Source organism: Corynebacterium sp. HMSC04H06 (assembly GCF_001815935.1).
Taxonomy (GTDB): Bacteria; Actinomycetota; Actinomycetes; order Mycobacteriales; family Mycobacteriaceae; genus Corynebacterium.
Window position 1 is genome coordinate 1 of sequence record NZ_KV823433.1, and the last position, 17,772, is coordinate 17,772.

Below are 17,772 nucleotides of genomic sequence, written 5' to 3' on the forward strand. Positions count from 1 at the left end.
CACTCCGTAGCGCCTACTCGGCGTGCCTAATCGGCGTGCGTTTAGGCTAGTTCAGCGGGTTTAGCCCTGCGCCGAACCACCAGATGGCCCCTAGGGCGACCAAGCCCAGAAGGATGAAGACCCACGAGGACGCCAGCGGACGACGCGCCCACGAGCGGCCGAAGTCCAGCGAAATAACGCCCGGGCCGGTGAACTGGACACCCAGAGCGATAACGAACAACACGACCGACAGCCACACCGATTCCGGCCAGTTAAAGACGTTGATCCCGGCCCCAGAGACAGCGAGGGCGTGCAGAGCGGTAAAGCCGGTGACGACGGTCGCGAGCATCGCGGCGACCGGCGTCAACAGACCCAAAACCAGGAAGGCTCCAGCGACCAACTGCGCGACTGGGACGCCAACGCCCAGTATGTCGGCCCACGGGTAGCCGGCGAACTGCTCGGTGACCTCGCTCAGGCCGGCGGAATCGCCCAGCTGCAGCAGCGGGCGCAGGCCCGCCAGGATGAGGTAGACACCCAAGCCGAGGCGGACCAGCAGCAGGCCGAAGTCGATGGTGCCGCGCTTGGCAGAGGCGGCGGTTTCGGAAGCCTCGGGGGCCTCAGCCGCGTCGGGAGCATAGGAGGCATCGGTGGTGCCGGCGTAGAGGGACTGGCCGTCGGCATCGTACTGCTCGCTGGCCGGGACCTGGGAGGTCGCGGCGTAGTCCGGCCCATTCGGATCCAGCGCCATGGTCTCCTGCGGCGCGGCGGCCGGTTGGTACCGGGTGGCGGGCTCGTCGGCGCGACGCTCGGCGAAGTCGCGATCGGCATAGGCCTCAGACTCGCTGGAGTCGCGGGAGTCGCGAGGATCGCGTGCCCCGCGGTCGAGCTGGACGGTCGGGTCCGCCGCGGAAGCCGGCGCGGCGGCCGGCGCACCGGAGGCGCTAAAGGCGGTGGTCTCGGCCTCGTTGCCTGCCGCCGAGACTCCGGCGGCGTCCTCTGCCTCCGGCTCGGCGGCGGCAGCGCGCGGCTCAATGTTCTGCGGCTGGGCGCGGCCGGCGCGCTCGAAGAGGGAGCTTCGCTTCGGCGCGGGCTTGCTTGGGGCGCCGGCCCGGGCGGACTCGGCCGTCTCGCCCGGCTTGGCGGCCTGGCCGAACTCGGTGGTCTCCGGGGCATCGTCGCGCTTTAGGGGACGCGCGGTGCCCTGGCCGGAAGACTGGGAGGGCCCAGTGTAGGTAGGAACGTCGTCAAAGTCATCGCCTAGGTCACGGGCGTTATCTGGCTTGTTGTTCTGGGTCATACCTGCCAACTTAGGCCAGCTGAGCGTCTGCGCGAACCACCGCCCTCGGCGCGCCGCGACATCGTGTGCAAATCGAGACCCTCCCACCTTTGTTGACGCGTCACGCTTTTGGGTACACTAGGGTCATTAGCCAAGACCTAGGAGGAACCATGACCGACAAGGACCAAGACTGGGCCGGCGACCCGCACAACGCCTCCCCGGACGGCGAATTCGTCCGCGACACCAACTACATCACCGACCGCTTTGTCGCCGGACTCACCGAGCGCCACAACAACAACGACGACGGCACCGTCAGCTGGCCAATGGCCGCCGACCACTACCGGCTCATCGCCGCCCGCGCCTGCCCCTGGGCGCACCGCTCCGTCATCACCCGCCGCCTGATGGGCCTGGAGGACACCCTTTCGCTGGGACTGGCCGGCCCAACCCACGACGTGCGTTCCTGGACCTTCGACCTGGATCCCGACGGCGTCGACCCGGTCCTGCGCATCCCCCGCCTGCAGGACGCCTACTTCGCCCGCTTCCCCGATTACCCGCGCGGGATCACGGTGCCGGCCATCGTGGAGGTGGCCAGTGGTAAGGTCGTGACGAACGACTACGACTCCATCGTGCGCGACTTCATCACCGAGTGGACCGACTACCACCGCGCCGGCGCCCCTAACCTCTACCCCGCCGCGCACGCCGCCGAAATCGACGAGCTCAACGATTACATCTTCCGCAACATCAACAACGGCGTCTACCGCTGCGGTTTCGCCGGCAGCCAGGAGGCCTACGAAAAGGCCTATGCGGATCTCTGGGAGGCCCTCGACTGGGTCGAAGAGCGCCTGGGCCAGCAGCGCTACCTTGTCGGCGAGCACGTCACCGAGACCGATATCCGCCTCTTCGTCACGCTTGTGCGCTTCGATCCGGTCTACTACTCCCACTTCAAGTGTTCCCGTCACAAGACCTCCGAACTGCCGAACATCCGGGGCTACCTGCAGGAGCTCTTCCAAATCCCGGGCTTCGGCGACACCACCGACTTCACCGAAATCAAGCAGCACTATTTCATCGTGCACAAGGAAGTAAACCCCACCCAGGTCGTCCCGGTCGGCCCGGACATGTCCTGGCTGGCCCAGCCGCACGACCGCGACCGCTTCGGCGGCAGCCCGTTCGCCGAGGGCACCACGCTGCCCGGCGCCCTTCCGAAGGGCGAGGAGCTCAAGAACCCGGAGCCCTTCCAGGAAGAGCTCTTCGGCTAAGCCGCGCTAGGCGACTAGCCCCTCCCCGGCGGCGCGCACGACGGAGTCCGTAAGCTCCTCAAGCACCTCGGATTCAAGCCGCCAGCGCTGCCAGTACAGATCGACGTCCAGCGGGTCGCCGTCGAGCTGGACCACCTGCCCGCTGTCGAACAGCGGCCGCGCCTGGGCCTCGGCCACCAGACCCCAGCCCAGGCCCGCGCGGACGGCCTCGACGTAACCCTCCGCCGATGGAATCTCCGAGATATTGGCCCGGATAACATGCGAGTCGATGAAGCGCTCCTGCATAGCGTCGTCGAGCACCTGGTCGTGTGGGCCGTACATCACCACCGGCATCTGCGTCCACGACATGCCCTCCGCCGTCCGATGCCGCCGCGCCAGCCCCGGCGCCGCCACCGCCACCAGCCTCTGCTTGCCCAGGTACGTCGACTCGCAGCCGCTGACCGGCAGCTCCTCGCGGGTTACCGCGCCGAGGACGTCGCCGCGCCTCAGCATCGCCAGCGTGCGGGCCTCGTCCTCGATAAGCAGGCGCAACGATGCCTTGCCCCCGTCAGCCACGTCCTCCAGCACTGGGCGGAACCAGGTCGCCAGGGAGTCGGCATTGACGGCCACGGACAGGGGCACGCGCGCCAGCCGTTTTTGCAGGCGGGCGTTGGTCTCGGCCTGGACGAGGGCCATGCGGCGGGCAGCTTGGACGAGGACTTCGCCGGCATCGGTAGCCATCACGGGAGTCGAGCGGCGCAGCAGGACGCGGCCAGTGCTGGTCTCCAGGGCCTTGACGCGCTGGCTGACGGCGGAGGGTGATACCCCTAACACTCGGGCGGCGCCGTCGAAGCTGCCTTCGTCCACAATTGCCAGCATGGTTTCCAGATGAAGCGGGTTCATGAAGCATAGCTTAACTAGATTTAGTCTGATTAACTAGACTTCACTTGTTCCCGGCGGCACACTAGAGGTATGTCGATCATCGTAGCTGGTTTCGCCCTGGGTATCTCCCTCATCGTCGCCATCGGACCCCAGAATGCCCTCCTGCTGAAACAGGGCATCCGCCGCCACGCTATCGGCGTGGTGATCGCTATCTGCGCGGCCAGCGACATCATCTTGATCCTCGGCGGCACCGCCGGCGTCGGCTACTTGGTCGACCGCTTCCCCTGGGCGCTGACCATCCTCAAGTACGCGGGCGCGGCCTACCTGGCCTATTTCACGTTCCTGTGCTTCCGCGACGCCCTCACCCCCGACGGCAAGGCCCTGGACGCCGGCGCGACGCCCAACAAGACCGAGGAGATCGAATCTTTCGGCCAGTCCCCCGATTCCCGCGCCGGCGTGGCCACCGTGGCGACGAAGACCCGCCGCGTCATCCGCCGCAAGATGCAAGAAAAGACCTGGCTCAAGCCCGCTCTGGCCGCCGTAGCCATCTGCTGGCTCAACCCGGCCGCCTACGTCGACGTGCTGGTCATGCTGGGCGGGGTGGCCAACCAATACGGCCCCGACGACCGTTGGCTCTTCGCCGCCGGCGCCATCTGCGCCAGCCTGGTCTGGTTCCCCACCATCGGCTACGGCGCAGCCAAGTTCTCCGACGTACTGGCGCAGCCGAAGGTCTGGCGGGTTATTAACTTCGCCATCGGTTGCATCATGATTGGCCTGACCATCAAGCTCCTGATGCACTAAAAGCCCCGCCGGAGAGTACGTCCCCGCGGGGCCAATAGGTCATCTAGCTAGTTCTTCTGCTCGCTAGCAGAAGCGTCGGTGCCGGTGGTCTCGACATCGTCGGCCTCGGGGTCTCCGGAGGCGCCGGTTTCCTCGATCCACTGCTTGATTTCTTCCTCGGAGCGGCCTTCCTCAACGTTGTCGCGCTCGGTGTAGTAGCTGACGTCGTTGCGGTTTTCGTCGTAGTCCTTGAGGTCGAAGTCGACTTCCTCGTCGCTGGCGAGGTCGCTCGTGACCTCCTCGACGATGTCGTTGTAGAGTTCCTCGCGCTCCAGGTTGGAGTCGACCAGCTGCTGGCCGATCTCGTCGTCGTAGCGCGCGGCGTCGTAGGCCTTGTCCGGGTGCAGCTTCAGGTGCAGCAGGGCGCGGATGCGCTCGCGGCGCACGCCCTCGTCCTTGATCTGGGACTGGCTGCGGAACCAGGCGAAGACCAGGATGGCCACCATGACGATGCCCATGTAGCCGATGACCGGGTAGACGTAGTTCATCAGGGTCTTGAAGCCGGCAAACGAGACCGCGAAGCCGGCCAGGCAGCCCGCGACGAAGATGACGCGGTAGCGGCCCTCATGACCCGCGGACAGGCGCTTGCCCAGCGCGTAGAACATGCCGATGGCGGTGTTGAAAATCATCAGGTAGATGATGACGGCCATGATGCCGCCCAGCACGGAGCCCATCTCGTCGACAAGCATGAGCATCGGGATGTCGGAGTCGCCGATCTTGTCGGCGTTCATCAGCAGGGAGAAGCCCGCCATGCCCATCATGATGAAGTAGATGACGCCGCCGATGATGCCGCCCATGCCGGCCTCGCGCGGGTTGATGTTGTCGCCTCCGATAACCAGGGACATGGACACGGCCAGCATCAGGGCCAGGCCGTTGTAGTTGAGGGCGGAGACCAGCCAGTTGCCGATGGGCGAATCGATCTGGCCGGAGTGTTCCATGGCCAAGCTGACGTTATCAGGCATGTTAAACAGCGTGTAGATGAAAACCAAGATGACCGCGATGATGATGGTCGGGGTCAGCGCGCCGATGACCTTGGAGACCTTGTCGACGTCCAACATGCCGCAGACCAGCACGAGGACAAGCATCAGCAGGGAGCCGACCCAGGCCGGCCACCCGAACTGCTGCTCCATGTTAGAACCGGCGCCGGCGAGCATCACGAAGCCGACGGCGAACAGCGTGATGACCACGGCGATGTCCAGCAGCTTGGAGACGATCGGGTGGGTCACGCGGCGGAAGACGGTGTTGTGCTCCGCGGCGTGGAAGTAGCTACCCAGCTGCAAGAAGACGGTGCCGGCCAGCGTCATGATGATGCCGGCGACGATGATGCCCCACACGCCGTTGGCGCCGAAGGAGGTGAAGTATTGCACGACCTCCTGGCCCGTCGCGAAGCCGGCGCCAACCAACAGGCCGACGAACGCCAAGGCGATGCTCATTGATTTGGTAATAGACACAACTTTCCTAGTTCTACTAGACAATGATCAAGTCTCAAGCGCGCACCGTCGGCTAGGGGCCCGGCCGAAAAGCCGGCGGGCCCGGCCAGCCTGTTCCCACCGCGGACCGAGGGAGCAAGCATGCAACTCAACCTCTGGCGCAGCGAAGTGGCGCGCGCTGTCGATTAAAAAGCATAACGCACCAGCACCAAACACCCCGTGTGCGGTGGCACCAGTTCACCCCTACCTGTGAGGAACCTAACTTTTAGCAGGACCTTTCGGCAGGAAAGGTCGCCAAATACTCCACAGACCCGCGGATACCATTTTGATAACATCCGCGGGTCCTGGCAGACCGCTGTGCGGTCTAGTTGAGCTTTTCCGCAATCAACTTGTTGACCTGGCCTGGGTCGGCCTTGCCCTGCGTGGCCTTCATGACCGCGCCCACGATGGCGCCGGTGACCTTCTTGTTGCCGGCGCGGTACTTCTCCACGATGTCCGGGTTGGCTGCCAGGGCGTCGTCGACGGCCTTCTCGATGGCGCCGTCGTCGCGGACGACCTCGAGGCCGCGCGCGGCGACGACCTCGTCGACGTCACCCTCGCCGGCCAGCACGCCGTCGACGGCCTGGCGGGCCAGCTTGGTGGTCAGCTTACCCTCGGCCACCAGGGCGCACACGCGGGCGACCTGCTGCGGGGTAATCGACAGCTCGGCCAGCGCCAGGCCGGCCTCGTTGGCCTTGCCGGAGAGGTAGGCGACCCACCAGGAGCGGGCATCGGAAGCCGGGGCGCCGGCCTCGACGGTGTCCACGATGAGATCAAGGGCGCCGGCGTTGACCAGGTCGCGCATCTCCTCGTCCGTCAGGCCCCACTCCTTCTGGATGCGGGCGCGGCGGACCCACGGCAGCTCCGGCAGCGTGGCGCGGATTTCCTCGACCCATTCGCGCGGGGCGATGACCGGCGGCAGGTCCGGGTCGTTGAAGTAGCGGTAGTCCTCGGCGGTCTCCTTTGGGCGGCCCTTGGAGGTGGTTCCGTCGGCCTCCTGGTAGTGGCGGGTCTCCTGGACGATCTCGCCCCCGTCCTCAATGACCTGGGCCTGGCGTTGCATCTCGAAACGCACGGCCTGCTCGACGGACTTCAGGGAGTTGATGTTCTTGGTCTCGGTGCGGGTGCCGAACTCCTCCTGGCCGATGGGGCGCAGGGACAGGTTGGAGTCCACGCGCATGGAGCCCTGGTCCATGCGGGCATCGGAAACCCCCAGGGCGGCCACCAGGTCGCGCAGGGCGGAGACGTAGGCCTTGGCGACCTCGGGGGCGCGCTCACCGGCGCCGATGATCGGCTTGGTGACGATCTCAATCAGCGGGATGCCCGCGCGGTTGCAGTCCACCAGGGACTTCGTCGCGCCGTGGATGCGGCCGTCGGCGCCGCCCAGGTGGGTCAGCTTGCCGGTGTCTTCCTCCATGTGGGCGCGCTCGATCTCCACGCGCCACTCGGTGCCGTCCTCCAGCTGGACGTCCAGGTAGCCGTCGTAAGCGATGGGCTCGTCGTACTGGGAGATCTGGTAGTTCTTCGGCTGGTCCGGGTAGAAGTAGTTCTTCCGGGCGAACCGGGAGGACTCCGCGATGGAGCAGTTCAGCGCCAGCCCAATCTTGATGGCCCACTCCACGCCCTTGGCGTTAACGACCGGCAGCGCGCCCGGCAGCCCCAGGGACACCGGGTCCACGTTGCTGTTCGGGGCGGCGCTGAAATTGGTGGCCGAGGTGGAAAACATCTTGGTTTCGGTATCCAACTCGACATGCACTTCCATGCCCATGACGGGTTCAAACTTTTCCAAGACCTCATCGAAGTCCATCAGGTCATACATCGCAGCAGTCATGCGTGCCATCTTAGTACGTTATTTTTCTTCGCCGGCAACTGGTCTTTTTTGCCTATGCTGGGGCGCATGGATACCCCGAATAGCGTCGCCGCCGACCTTGTCAACGCCCCGTTGGTCAACGTCGTCTATTGCCGCACCTTACCCACCGAGAAAGAATTAGCCGCTGCCGTGTGCGACACCTTCGGCGATCAGCTCAGCCCGCTGAAACGCGGCCCCTCGGCGGAGCTGCAGGTGGCCCAGGCCCGCGACTGCACCATTTCCTTCAAGCTTGTCGATGCCGCCCCGGATCTCAGCGAGGTCGAGCCCCACCCGGAGCTCAACGACGGCTCGGTCGACGTGTCCAGCGCCGCCAGCTACCTGCTGGTCACGGTCTTCCCCGACAACGCCCACCTAGAGCGCGGCACGAAGTACCGGGAGGACCGCCTGCGCCAGCTCTACATGCTGTCGGTGGCCACGCTGGCCGCGCTCAAGGCCCCGGGGGCACTGGCGGCCTTGGTGCCGCGGGCCGGGGTGACCATTAGCGCGCCGCGCTTTATCCAGCTAGCCGACAACGGCGAGCTGGTGATGACGGCCGCGGGCGTCTGGGTACGCCCCTCCGAGGACGCCGACCACTGGTATGCCTACTCCATCGGGCTTATCCAGGCCGGACACCCGGAGGTCCAGATCCGGAACGCGCCTGGGGATCCCAACAACTTTTACGCGGTGCTGCGCGGGCTTGTTTCCTATGTCCTAGACGGCAACACCGTCCGCGCGGGCGACTCCCTGACTATTGCCGAGGACCGGCCGGCCATCACCGTGGCCGAGGACAGCTGGGTGGTCGACCCGCAGCTGCCGGCGCTGCGCCTGGACGTCGCGTAGGCGCTGCCCTGCCGCCGGCTTACCGACTGCCCCCGCGGGCACGGCCGGGGCCACGCTAGCCGAAGAGAGCCTTGGCGGTGGCGTAGCGGGCGGGCGGGACGACCTTGAGCTCGCCGACGGCATCGGCAAGCGGGACCAGCTCAATCTTCTCGCCGTGCAGGGCCACGCACTGGCCGGACTTGCCGGCGTGGGCGGCCCGGGCGGCGTGGACGCCGTAGCGGGTGGCCAGCACGCGGTCGTAGGCGGTCGGGGTGCCGCCGCGCTGGATGTGGCCGAGCACCGTGGTGCGCACGTCGTAGCCGGTGCGGCGCTTGATCTCGTCGCCGATGACCTGGCCGATGCCGTTGAAGGTCTGGTGCCCGAACTGGTCGGTGCCCCCCTCGGTGAAGTCCATGGTCCCCTCCTTCGGGAGGGCGCCTTCGGCCACGCAGATGATGCCGTACTTCTCCCCCATCTGGAAGCGACGCTCCATGGCCTTGGTGATTTCGGCGATGTCGAAGGGTTCTTCGGGGATGACGGTGTAGTGCGCGCCGCCGGCCATCCCGGCGTGCAGCGCGATCCAGCCGACGTGGCGGCCCATGACCTCCACGATGAGGATGCGGTTGTGGGACTCGGCGGTGGTGTGCAGGCGGTCTATAGCATCGGTGGCCACGGATACGGCCGTGTCGAAGCCGAAGGTAAAGTCGGTGGCGTTGACGTCGTTATCGATGGTCTTCGGCACGCCGATGACCGGGACGCCGTTGTCCGCCAGCCACTGCGCGCCTTTGAGGGTGCCCTCGCCGCCGATGGCGATGAGCGCGTCCACCCCGGCGTCAGACAGGTTTTCCTTGATCTGATCCAGGCCGGCCTTGAACTTGTCTGGGTGCAGGCGGCCGGTTCCCAGGATGGTGCCGCCGCGCAGGAGGATGCGGTCGATCTCGGCGTCGTCGTAAAGGTCGCGGCGGCGGTCTTCCATGAGCCCTACCCAGCCGTCTTCGTATCCGACCACCGTGTCGCCGAATTCGCTAGAGGCGGTGCGCACCACGGCGCGGATTACTGCATTCAGCCCGGGGCAGTCGCCGCCGGAGGTCAAGGTGGCAAGTCGCATGCTAACCAGCTTAACGCCTCTTGGCCTCCGCTGCCCCGCCGTGGAGCGTATCCCGGAAGAAGCTGACGGTCACCAGGCCCACGGCCAGCGCCGCGATGATCGCCCAGAAGGAGTGTGCCAGCCCGGCGCCCAGCCCGAAGGCGACCTGCCCGGCTTGCATGGCCGCCGAGACGACCGCCACGCCGATGACTGAGCCGACCTGCCGGGCGGTGTTGTAGGCGCCGGAGGCCGCGCCCATGAGCGTGGCCGGGAGGTCTCGCATGGAGGTCGCGGAGTTCGTACCCCAGATAAACGACTGGCCCAGGCCTAGTAGTCCCAGCGGCAGGGCCAGCCACGCCGGCGCCTGCCCGCTAAGCATCACCCACCACGCGATGACGAACGCGCCCAGCGAGACCGCGAAGCCGAACTGCGACAATGCCCGCGGGTGCAGTTTGTCCACTAAGATCCCGGCAAACGGGGTCACCAGCATGGAGACGACCGCCATGGGGACCACGATGAGTCCGGCTTGGTTGGCCGGCAGACCCTGCACGTCCTGCATCCACATCATCATCGGCAACATCATCGCCGCGGCCATGAAGCCCATGCTGGAAATGGAGGCCACGCCCAGACGGTAGTTGCGGTCGGCGAAAAGCTCGGGCGGGATGAGCGGCTCGGTGCCGCGCCGGCGGGCCGTGACTTGTAGGCGCGCGAAAAGGCAGAGCCCGGCGATGCCGACGGCCAGCAGCGCCCAGATCCACCAGCGCCAGCCGAGCTCGGGGCCCTGCTGGATGGCGAAGACGATGGCGGCCATGGAAAGGAGGGAGACGGCGGCGGAGGTGGCATCGATAGCGCGGGCGACCGTGGGCAGCTTCGGCACCCAACGGGTGGCCAGGTAGATGGCGGCCGCGGCGAAGGGCAGGTGGAGCCAGAAGACGCCGTGCCAGCCGACCAGGCTGACCATGAGCCCGCCGGCCACGGGGCCGGTTAGGGAGGCTAGTGAGCCGACAATACCCCACACCCCGAGCGCCCGGCCACGGCGCTCCCGGGCGAAAACGCGGTTGATAACGGACATCGTCTGCGGCATCTGGATGGCCGCACCCAGGCCTTGGACGGCGCGGGCGGCGATGAGCCATTCGATGCCCGGCGCCAGCGCGCACAGCAACGCACCCAGGGCAAAGAGCCCGACGCCGAGGCGGAACATCAGGCGCTGGCCGTAGATGTCGCCCAGGCGGCCGGTAAACAGCAGCGGGACCACGACGGCGAGCAGGTAGATGGACGAGACCCACATCGCCTGGTTGAGGGTCGCGCCCATGTCCACGGCGATGGCGGGCAGGGCCACGGCCACCATGGTCTGGTCCAGCAAGGAGATGAAGAACCCGAGGCTCAGCGCGATCATCGCGCGCCACGCCTGCGGTTCGGGCAGAACCGTCGATGCCGCGGGCTGCGGCGGGGTCGTATCACGCGTCATGGTCAACGAGTCTAGCCCCCAGCGGGAAGGCCGGGGCGCTGCGTGGTCCACGCGCCTGTTTACCGCGGGTCGGAAGCGGGACTAGTGTGGTGGCATGGGAATGATTGATATCAAGAAGCCAGAAAACGTCAGCACCGCCACGACGGTTGCCCTGGGCTTGGTCGGCGGTTGGGTCACGGCCAAGGAGACGGGTGTGCGCCCGCTGGGCGGGGTCATCCTGGGCGCTGCGGGTCTGTGGGCGGGCCGGTCCTGGGCGGCCAAGACCAACGCCTCCACTACCGCCGGCCTGTCGGCGCTCTACCTGGGCGCGTTCGGTGCCTCGCACCCGCTGGCCAAGAAGATCGGCGCGTGGCCGTCCGTACTGGCGGTGACCGCCGCGACCGCCGGGGCCGCCTATGCCCTCTCGGACGCCAAATAAGGCAGCGCCCAGTAGCGCGGCGCTAAGTTATAAGACGCTGAGTAATAAGAAGAAAAGTGCGCGCGGTGGGATGAATTAATCCGCCGCGCCTTTTTCTTCGGCCTCCATGGCCGCGACGAATTCGCCCTTGGTGGACTGCCACAGGTCCTCGGTCATGCCGAGGCGCCAGTAGCCGGAGATGGACGCATCTGCCTTATCGACGCCGTTTTCCTTGAACAGGAAGCGGCGCAGGTCCTTGATCATCTCGGCCACACCGTGGATGAACCAGCTGGTGTGCCCTGCCGGGATGCCGTTCTTACGGACCGCGGCGGCCAGCGGCGCGCCCGGGGTCGCGCCGCTGCGATAGACCCACTGGAGGGTGGCGTTCGGGCGCTCGGGCATCTCGATTTCGTGGCCCGGAGCCTTGACCTCCACGAAGGCGGTTGCCTGCGCGTCGGCGGGCAGCTTCTCTAGTGCGGCGGCCACGGCCGGGGCGGCCGCCTCGTCGCCGGCCAGGACGAAGGCGTCGTAGCCGGGCTCGGGTTTCCACTTGCCGCCGGGGCCGGCAAAGCCGAACTCGTGGCCTACCTCGACGTCGCGGGCCCAGGGGCCGGCGAGTCCGGTATCGCCGTGCAGGACGAAGTCGACCTCGCACTCCCCTGTTTCGGTGTTGATGCTGCGCAGGGTGTAGGTGCGGGTGACCGGGCGCAGGTGACGCGGCTGGTTGGCGCGGGCCGCAGCCAGGTCGAAGGGCCAGGCGTAGTCCGCACCCTCGGGCACGAAGAGGATCTTGATGTAGTGATCCGTCTTGTCGAGCTCCTGTCCGACCAGGTCCGGCGCTGAGATGGTCAGCCGCACCATGTCGGGGGAAATCTGGCGCTTAGCGGTGACGGTGGCGCCGTGGGCCTTGCGCTTGGGCTTGCGTGGGGCCGCTGCCGGGGCTTGGCCGGCGGACGCGGTGGCCTTTTCCTCGCGCCGCCGCAGCTTCTCTGCCCGCTTTTCTTCCTTGCGGGCGCGGCGGGAATCATAGTGGGCTTGGGACTGCCCGGCCTGGAAACCGCGGTCGAAGCCGTTTTCAAAGCCATCCCCGAAACCTTGGGTGAAGCCGGCCTGAAAACCGGCGCGGTACGGATCGTCCGGGGTGTAAGCAGAATTCTCGCTCATTTGTGTAAGGCTACCCTACGAAAATTTTTCTCGCTAGGGGTTTAGGGCCCCAGAACTGGGCAGTCTGGAAACCCAGATGATTCCCCGCCCGCAGGAGCCACTGTGCCGGCCGTCACACCGTAGTTTGGGGCCTGCACCCGTATTCGATTTTCCAAAGGAGAGATTCCCATGTCCAGCACCGGTAGCGTCAGCGCCTCCCCCAACGGCCTGCTGATGGCCCTTATCCAGTACCCCGTCCCCGTGGTCAACCACCCCGACGACGTACAGCGCAACGTCGACGAGATCTGCCGCATGGTCGCCAGCACCAAAGCCGGCTACCCGGACCTCGACCTGATTGTCTTCCCCGAGTACTCCTCCTCCGGGCTCAACACCAAGATCTGGTCCTACGACGAGTTCCTCATCGGGCTGGACGACCCCAAGGTCGAGCAGTACAAGGCCACCTGCCGCGACAACGACGTCTGGGGCGTGTTCTCCATCATGGAGCCCAACCATGAGGAGGGCAAGCCGCCGTTCAACACCGCCATCATGATCGACAACACCGGCGAAATTGCCCTACACTACCGCAAGCTGCAGCCGTGGACCCCGATTGAGCCCTGGTACCCGGGCGATCTGGGCATGCCGGTGGCCGACGGTCCGAAGGGCTCCAAGATTGCCCTGAACATCTGCCACGACGGCATGTTCCCGGAGCTGGCCCGCGAGGCGGCCTACAAGGGTGCGAACGTCTACATCCGCATCTCCGGCTACTCCACCCAGACCCAGGACTCCTGGATCATGACCAACCGTTCCAACGCCTACCAGAACCTTATGTTCACCGCGTCGGTGAACCTGGCCGGCTACGACGGCACCTTCTACTACTTCGGCGAGGGCAACGTCTGTAACTACGACGGCGGCATGATTTCCGAGGGTCACCGCAACCCGGGCGAGATCGTCACCGCGGAGATCTACCCCGCGCTCTCCGACGACGCCCGCAAGAACTGGGCGCTGGAGAACAACATCTACAACCTGGGTAACCGCGGCTACGTCGGCTACCCCGGCGGAAAGACCGAGAACTACCTGACCTGGGTCCGCGACCTAGCCAACGGCGAGTACAAGCTGCCGTGGGACGACGAGGTCCGCATCAAGGACGGCTGGAAGTACTACCCGGACGGCCCGCAGCTGGGCCCACTGCCGGACGAATACAAATAAGGCTACAAATTACAAATAAGGCTACAAATAAGACGGCGAACGCCAATAGGGGCTAGCCTTCCCCAGAGCACACTTGACCCCTCCCGCCAGGTTGCGGGAGGGGTCAAATTGAGGAATTACGCGGCGGGACTGTCAATATCCGCGTGCGAAGAACGCCTTAGGCCGTGGCACCTGCCGGACCGGTCTGGTCGGCGGTGGTGTCCGGCTGAACGACGCCTTCGTCGTCTACGTTAGCAGTCTCGGAACCGGTGTTCCCAGCCTGGGATGCATCCTGGTTCACTTCTGCCCCCGTGGCAGGGGTCTCGTCACTTTCCGTGCCGGCAGCCTCCGGCGCGGCGGACTCGCTCGGGCCCACCGGCTGGGTGGCCGGGGCGCCGTCGCCGCTCTCCTCGGCCTGGGCGGGCTTGAACTCGATGGCGTCGTCGCCGGCGGCCAGGGCCAGGGTGGAGTCGTCAAGCTGGTAGATGGCCGGTTTGGACTCGAGGATCTTGGTGATGGCGGCGGCATCGGCCATGGCGGCCGGCTCGCAGGCCATCTGGGTCGAGGCGATGGGGCCGACCTCGAGAGCGCCCTCGGAGTCGAAGCTGTACTCGGCGGTGCCGCCGTTGCAGCCGTCCTCGAAGCTCAAGGTGCCGTCGTCCTGGAGCGTGATGCTGACAGCCTCCGGCTTGACGGTGGAGACCAGCTTGCCGGAGATGGCCGTGTTGCCTTCCTTCGGCTGCAGCTTGGTAGCACCCTCCGGCAGGGTGGTCACCAGCTCAGACTTTGCTGCCTCGCCGTCCTCGGACGGGGTGGCGGTCGCGGCAGAGTCAGTGGACGCTGCCGAGTCAGTGGACGTTGCAGACTCAGTCGACTCGGTGCCGGCGTCAGCGGCGGTCGAGGCGGCCTCACTGTTGGAGCTCAGGCCCAGCAGCTGCTCGAGCAGCTCCGGGGTCACGACGCTGGACAGCTGGTTCACGGCGGACGTTTCCTGGGCAGGTTCTTGAGAATCGGCGGGCGCGGCCATTGCTGCCGGGGCCGACAGGGCAAGGCCGGCGGCCACGGCGGTCGAAGCGGTCAGGGTCTTGATTTTCTTGGAAACCATGTGCCATAACCTACCGTCACATTCGTCACACGCAACCCATCCGATACAAAAAGAAGGTTCCCCCTATGGAAAAAACAGGGAACCTTCAGGAACCGGCGGCGGTTAGTCCGCGGAGTTGCGGCCGGCCTCGTAGGCGGCGCCCACCTTGTACAGGCGGTCATCAGCAAAGGCCGGGGCCATGATCTGCAGGCCGGTCGGCAGGCCGGAGTCGCTGGCCATGCCAGACGGCACGGACATGCCGCACAGGCCCGCCAGGTTCAGCGGCAGGGTGCACAGATCGAAGTTGTACATCGCCATCGGATCTTCGACCTTCTCCCCCAGCTTGAACGCCGTGGTCGGCGTGGTCGGTGAGACCAGCACGTCGACCTGCTCGAAAGCCTTGGCGAAGTCCTGGGCAATCAGGGTGCGCACGCGCTGGGCCTGCAGGTAGTAGGCGTCGTAGTACCCCACGGACAGCGCGTAGGTACCCAGCATGATACGGCGCTTGACCTCGGGGCCGAAGCCCTCAGCGCGGGACATACTCATGACCTGCTCGGCGGAGTGGCTGCCGTCGTCGCCCGCGCGCAGGCCGTAGCGCATGCCGTCGAAGCGGGCCAGGTTAGACGAGACCTCGCAGGGCATGATCAGGTAGTAGGCGGCCAGGGCGTCGTCGAAGTGCGGGCAGTCGACCTCCACGGTCTCCGCACCCTGGGCGACCAGCTGGTCCACGGCCTGGTGATAGGCCTCCATCACGCCCGGCTGCCAGCCGTCACGCTCGAACTGCTTGATAAGTCCCACCTTGACGCCGCTGAGATCGCCCTGCGCGCCCTCGCGGGCCGCGGCCACGACGTCGGCGACCGGCTTGTCCACGCTGGTGGCATCGAAGGCGTCGTGGCCGGCGATGACCTCGTGCAGCAGGGCGGTATCCAGGACGGTGCGCGCGCACGGGCCGGCCTGATCCAGGGAGGACGCCGCGGCGATGAGTCCGTAGCGGGAGACGGTGCCGTAGGTCGGTTTCACGCCCACGGTGTTGGTCAGGGCGGCCGGCTGGCGGATGGAGCCGCCGGTATCCGTGCCGATGCCTAGAGGGGCCTGGCCGGCGGCCAGCGCCGCGCTGGTGCCACCGCCGGAACCGCCCGGGGTGCGCTCGGTGTCGTACGGGTTGTGCACCGGGCCGAAAGCGGAGTTCTCACTGGACGAGCCCATGGCGAACTCATCCAGGTTGGTCTTGCCCAGGATCGGGATGCCGGCTTCGCGCAGCTTGGTAACCACGGTGGCATCGTAGGGCGAGACCCAGCCCTCGAGCATCTTGGAGGCGGCGGTGGTCGGGGCATCGGTAGTAGTCAGCAGGTCTTTGAGCGCCAACGGGACGCCGGCCAGGGATGAGGCCGGCTTCTCACCGGCGTCGAGGGCCTTATCGACGGCATCGGCGGCCGCCAGCGCTTCCTCCGCGCCGACGTGGAGGAAGGCGTTGAGCTCGTCGTTAGTCTCCGCGATGCGATCGAGGAAGGCCTGGGTGACCTCGCGGGAGGTCAGCTCCCGGGAGTGGATCTTGTCCGCCAGCTCGGCGGCGCTCAGAGAGGTAATCCCCTCATTCGGGGTGATGAAAGTGCTCATTTATTCTCCTCCCAGAATCTGCGGAACCGCGAAACGATCGTCCTCTGCGGCCGGGGCCTGATCCAGCGCCTGCTCGGCGCTCAGGGTCCGGACCACCTTGTCTTCGCGCATGGTGGCGTTCAGCGAGTGCGGGTGGCTCATCGGCTCCACGCCGTCGGTGTCCACCTTGCCTACCGCAGAGACCGAGTCCACGATTTCATCAATCTGGCTAGCAAACTGTTCGAGCTCTTCCTCGCTCAAGGCCAAGCGGGAAAGCTTAGCCAAGTGCGCGACCTCGTCACGCGAAATCTCCGACACGCGAACTCCATCCCTTCTCTATGTGCGCCGCCCGCACCGGCCCGTCCCACCCAGCGGGCAGTCGACCAGTAGACCGGGCAAGCGCACGGTAGTTTCTATTTCAAGCTTTTGCTCCTCACCATGCTACTGCACCGCCCGCGCCAGCCGCGTAGGTGGTCTTCGCCTAGACGAACTGCCGCACCAGCGCCACCAGCGCGACGGCGACGATCACCGCGCGCAGCACCTGGTTCGGCAGGCGCTTGGCCACCTGGGCGCCGACCAAGCCACCGACGAGTCCCCCGGCGGCCACCGCCGCCACCCCGATCCACAGGATCTCGGCGCCAAAGAAAGCCCAGGCTACAAGGTAGACCAGCGCGGCGGTGACGTTGACGAACAGGGACAGGAAGTTCTTCACCGGGTTGATGGCCTTGAGGCTGCGCCCGGTCATCACCGACAGGATGGCCATGTACAAAATCCCCTGGGCCGCGGTGAAGTAGCCCCCGTAGACCGCGGCCAGCCCCATGGGAGCCACCACCCGGGGCCGGCGGTAGGCCTGGCCCACCTCGGCGGCCGAGGCGGCATCGCCAGCAGCTACCTGTCCGGCCTGGGAACGCGCGGCGAGCCAGCGGGTCAACCTGGGCTGGAAGGTCACCATCACCAGGGCCACGACGATGAGAATGGGGATGACGAAGTCGAGGGCGTGCGACGGCGAGGCCAGCAGCAACAGGGAGCCGGCGGCCGAGGCCACGATGGTCACCAGGACCAGCGGGCCCAGGTAGGGCAATTCGCGCCGGATTTCCTTGCGGAAACCCCACGCCGAGCCGACCGAGGCGAACATCATGCCGGTGGTATTAGTACGCACCGCCACCCCGGGCGGCACGCCCAGAGCCAACAGGACCGGAAGGGTGAGCAAGGAGCCGGACCCCACCGCCGAGTTGATGATCCCGGCCAGCACGGCCATGACAAACAGCAATGCGCCGCTGACAACGGACATGATGGACTCCTCTCGCCGGGGTGCGCACGCGCGCTATTTAACGTGCCTCACATAGTAGTGTCCACACACTGCGTTTTCGCTACTAGTTTCCGCGTAGATAAAAATATAAGGGTACAGGCTATTGAGACTTGCGACACCCGGCGGGTAATATTTACGGGAAAACATCCCGTCT

The 17,772-nt window shown here is 66.2% G+C and carries 16 protein-coding genes; 5 read left to right on the forward strand and 11 right to left on the reverse strand.

Annotated features, from left to right (window positions below; genetic code table 11):
* Nucleotides 1-46: 46 nt before the first annotated feature.
* The gene (locus HMPREF3067_RS06750; protein ID WP_070768965.1) at nt 47-1,276 is read right to left on the reverse strand and encodes a DoxX family protein; all 1,230 of its coding nucleotides are present in this window, start codon (nt 1,274-1,276) and stop codon (nt 47-49) included.
* A 149-nt stretch (nt 1,277-1,425) separates the two neighbouring features.
* On the opposite strand from HMPREF3067_RS06750, the gene HMPREF3067_RS06755 reads away from it, so the two are divergent.
* A complete protein-coding gene (locus tag HMPREF3067_RS06755; protein WP_070768966.1) occupies nt 1,426-2,511 on the forward strand; it encodes a glutathione S-transferase C-terminal domain-containing protein in 1,086 nt (361 codons plus the stop codon).
* Between the two features lie 6 nt (nt 2,512-2,517).
* On the opposite strand, the gene HMPREF3067_RS06760 is transcribed toward HMPREF3067_RS06755, so the two are convergent.
* A complete protein-coding gene (locus tag HMPREF3067_RS06760; protein WP_070768967.1) occupies nt 2,518-3,393 on the reverse strand; it encodes a LysR family transcriptional regulator ArgP in 876 nt (291 codons plus the stop codon).
* Nucleotides 3,394-3,462: 69 nt separating this feature from the next.
* Here HMPREF3067_RS06760 and HMPREF3067_RS06765 point away from each other — a divergent pair, with 69 nt between their 5' ends.
* On the forward strand, nt 3,463-4,173 hold the full coding sequence (locus tag HMPREF3067_RS06765) for a LysE/ArgO family amino acid transporter (RefSeq protein WP_070768968.1): 711 nt from the start codon (nt 3,463-3,465) through the stop codon (nt 4,171-4,173).
* Nucleotides 4,174-4,220: 47 nt separating this feature from the next.
* Here HMPREF3067_RS06765 and HMPREF3067_RS06770 read toward each other — a convergent pair whose 3' ends face one another.
* Both HMPREF3067_RS06770 and gatB read right to left on the reverse strand, forming a co-directional pair.
* Nucleotides 4,221-5,645, reverse strand: a complete 1,425-nt coding sequence (locus tag HMPREF3067_RS06770) for a YkvI family membrane protein (protein WP_070768969.1) — start codon at nt 5,643-5,645, stop codon at nt 4,221-4,223.
* A 361-nt stretch (nt 5,646-6,006) separates the two neighbouring features.
* Nucleotides 6,007-7,512 carry an Asp-tRNA(Asn)/Glu-tRNA(Gln) amidotransferase subunit GatB gene (gene gatB / locus HMPREF3067_RS06775; RefSeq protein ID WP_070769025.1) on the reverse strand — a complete coding sequence of 502 codons (1,506 nt, stop codon included), beginning with the start codon at nt 7,510-7,512 and terminating at the stop codon, nt 6,007-6,009.
* A gap of 66 nt (nt 7,513-7,578) precedes the next feature.
* Here gatB and HMPREF3067_RS06780 point away from each other — a divergent pair, with 66 nt between their 5' ends.
* The gene (locus HMPREF3067_RS06780; RefSeq protein WP_141759355.1) at nt 7,579-8,370 is read left to right on the forward strand and encodes a DUF4261 domain-containing protein; all 792 of its coding nucleotides are present in this window, start codon (nt 7,579-7,581) and stop codon (nt 8,368-8,370) included.
* A 55-nt stretch (nt 8,371-8,425) separates the two neighbouring features.
* Here HMPREF3067_RS06780 and HMPREF3067_RS06785 read toward each other — a convergent pair whose 3' ends face one another.
* Nucleotides 8,426-9,457, reverse strand: a complete 1,032-nt coding sequence (locus HMPREF3067_RS06785; protein WP_070768971.1) for an ATP-dependent 6-phosphofructokinase — start codon at nt 9,455-9,457, stop codon at nt 8,426-8,428.
* A 10-nt stretch (nt 9,458-9,467) separates the two neighbouring features.
* Nucleotides 9,468-10,904, reverse strand: coding sequence for an MFS transporter (locus HMPREF3067_RS06790; protein WP_070768972.1), 1,437 nt, complete (start codon nt 10,902-10,904; stop codon nt 9,468-9,470).
* Nucleotides 10,905-10,998: 94 nt separating this feature from the next.
* On the opposite strand from HMPREF3067_RS06790, the gene HMPREF3067_RS06795 reads away from it, so the two are divergent.
* Nucleotides 10,999-11,322 carry a hypothetical protein gene (locus HMPREF3067_RS06795; RefSeq protein WP_070768973.1) on the forward strand — a complete coding sequence of 108 codons (324 nt, stop codon included), beginning with the start codon at nt 10,999-11,001 and terminating at the stop codon, nt 11,320-11,322.
* A gap of 75 nt (nt 11,323-11,397) precedes the next feature.
* Here HMPREF3067_RS06795 and HMPREF3067_RS06800 read toward each other — a convergent pair whose 3' ends face one another.
* Nucleotides 11,398-12,465: a siderophore-interacting protein gene (locus tag HMPREF3067_RS06800; RefSeq protein WP_083319189.1), complete on the reverse strand. Its 1,068-nt coding sequence runs from the start codon at nt 12,463-12,465 to the stop codon at nt 11,398-11,400.
* Nucleotides 12,466-12,633: 168 nt separating this feature from the next.
* On the opposite strand from HMPREF3067_RS06800, the gene HMPREF3067_RS06805 reads away from it, so the two are divergent.
* Nucleotides 12,634-13,650: a formamidase gene (locus HMPREF3067_RS06805; RefSeq protein ID WP_070768974.1), complete on the forward strand. Its 1,017-nt coding sequence runs from the start codon at nt 12,634-12,636 to the stop codon at nt 13,648-13,650.
* 157 nt (nt 13,651-13,807) lie between these two features.
* Here HMPREF3067_RS06805 and HMPREF3067_RS06810 read toward each other — a convergent pair whose 3' ends face one another.
* The 4 genes from HMPREF3067_RS06810 to HMPREF3067_RS06825 form a co-directional block, all read right to left on the reverse strand.
* Complete coding sequence (locus HMPREF3067_RS06810; RefSeq protein ID WP_070768975.1) at nt 13,808-14,734, reverse strand: META domain-containing protein; 927 nt, start codon at nt 14,732-14,734, stop codon at nt 13,808-13,810.
* A gap of 102 nt (nt 14,735-14,836) precedes the next feature.
* Nucleotides 14,837-16,330: an Asp-tRNA(Asn)/Glu-tRNA(Gln) amidotransferase subunit GatA gene (gene gatA, locus HMPREF3067_RS06815; protein WP_070768976.1), complete on the reverse strand. Its 1,494-nt coding sequence runs from the start codon at nt 16,328-16,330 to the stop codon at nt 14,837-14,839.
* Nucleotides 16,331-16,627 carry an Asp-tRNA(Asn)/Glu-tRNA(Gln) amidotransferase subunit GatC gene (gatC, locus tag HMPREF3067_RS06820; RefSeq protein WP_070768977.1) on the reverse strand — a complete coding sequence of 99 codons (297 nt, stop codon included), beginning with the start codon at nt 16,625-16,627 and terminating at the stop codon, nt 16,331-16,333.
* A 163-nt stretch (nt 16,628-16,790) separates the two neighbouring features.
* Nucleotides 16,791-17,600 (reverse strand): sulfite exporter TauE/SafE family protein, encoded by an 810-nt coding sequence (locus HMPREF3067_RS06825; RefSeq protein ID WP_070768978.1) that lies wholly within the window; start codon nt 17,598-17,600, stop codon nt 16,791-16,793.
* Between the last annotated feature and the right edge of the window lie 172 nt (nt 17,601-17,772).